Raw genomic sequence first — 1,573 nt, forward strand, 5'->3', positions numbered from 1 at the left:
CAGACTGTCGAGAAAGTCTCGGCAGTCTATTTTTTTACAATAACTTCATCAATTCACCGCGTTAATTTGTTATAATATAATTATATTATTAAAGGTGGTGTCAGAATGTTTAATAGTAATAAAGAGCGTCAAATGGAGATTGAAATGGTGACAATTGATGAACTTGTACCTGAAGATCACTTGTTACGAAAAATAGATCAATACATAGATTTTTCATTTATTCCTGAAAAAGTTCGTACTTACTATTCAGAAGATAATGGTCGACCTTCGCTCGATCCACTTATCTTATTTAAAATGATGTTTATTGGATATTTTTTTGGTATTCGCTCCGAACGAGAGCTGGAAAGACAGATACAGACAAATGTAGCTTATAGATGGTTTCTTGGATTAAACCTGACAGATCCAGTTCCGCATCATTCAACTATCAGCTGGAACCGACGTACACGCTTCAAAGATACTGATGTTTTTCAGGAGATATTTGATGAAATTGTACTCCAAGCCATGAATCATCGAATGGTAAGCGGACGTGTACTATTTACAGATTCGACGCATCTAAAAGCAAATGCTAATAAGCGAAAGTTTTATAAAGAAGAGGTGGAAGTTGAAACAGCAGATTATATTGATGACTTAAATGATGCTATTGAAAAAGATCGTGTACATCATGGAAAAAAGCCTTTAAAGCAGAAGGAGGAGGTGAAGAAAACAAAAGAAGTTAAGGTTAGTGACACAGACCCTGAAAGTGGTTATTTATACCGCGAGAATAAGCCTGAAGGCTTTTTCTATTTAGACCACCGCACTACGGACCTTAAGTATAATATCATAACAGATGTACATGTTACTGCTGGAAACATTCATGATTCAAAACCATACTTAGAGCGGTTAGATCACCAGATAGAACGCTTCGGATTCGATGTAGAAGCTGTTGGTTTAGATTCTGGTTATTTAACGGTTCCAATTTGTCGTGGATTAGAAGATAGAGATATATTTGGTGTTATTGCTCACCGTCGTTATAAAAGTCGTAAAGGTTTTCTTCCAAAATGGAAATACCATTATAATGCTGAAGATGATAAATATACTTGTCCTGAAGGACATGACTTAACATATGCTACCACAGACCGAAATGGCTACAGGCAGTATAAATCAAACCCTGAGGTTTGTAAAAGTTGTCCATTATTAGATCAGTGTACACAAAGCAAGAATCATCAGAAGATAATAACTCGTCACGTATGGGAAGAGAGTAAAGAAAAGGTTAGACAAAACCGGCTTACTAATGAAGGAAAATGGATATATCGAATGCGAAAAGAAAAGGTAGAACGTAGCTTTGCAGATTCAAAAGAATTGCATGGGCTGCGTTATTGTCGTTTGCGCGGGAAAGAAAATGTTCGAGAGCAAGCGCTTATGACAGCTGCTTGTCAGAACATGAAGAAGATTGCCCTCTACCTAGACCGTGTGGTCTAGGTGAAGGAGAGTCTTTTTCATTTTAACTTATCATTTTTTAGTACCTTATTTATAAATCACTTCAACTATAATTGAAAAAGCTTGTAGAAAAACATGGGGGTTTCTCTACAAGCTG

General features: G+C 36.3%; 1 protein-coding gene. It reads left to right on the forward strand.

The window, feature by feature from the left end; all coding sequences use genetic code 11:
- Positions 1 to 105: 105 nt before the first annotated feature.
- Complete coding sequence (locus A194_RS0116225; protein ID WP_017187827.1) at positions 106 to 1,458, forward strand: IS1182 family transposase; 1,353 nt, start codon at positions 106 to 108, stop codon at positions 1,456 to 1,458.
- Positions 1,459 to 1,573: the final 115 nt, after the last annotated feature.

This window comes from Alkalibacillus haloalkaliphilus C5 (genome assembly GCF_000269905.1).
Classification (GTDB): Bacteria; Bacillota; Bacilli; order Bacillales; family Alkalibacillaceae; genus Alkalibacillus; species Alkalibacillus haloalkaliphilus_A.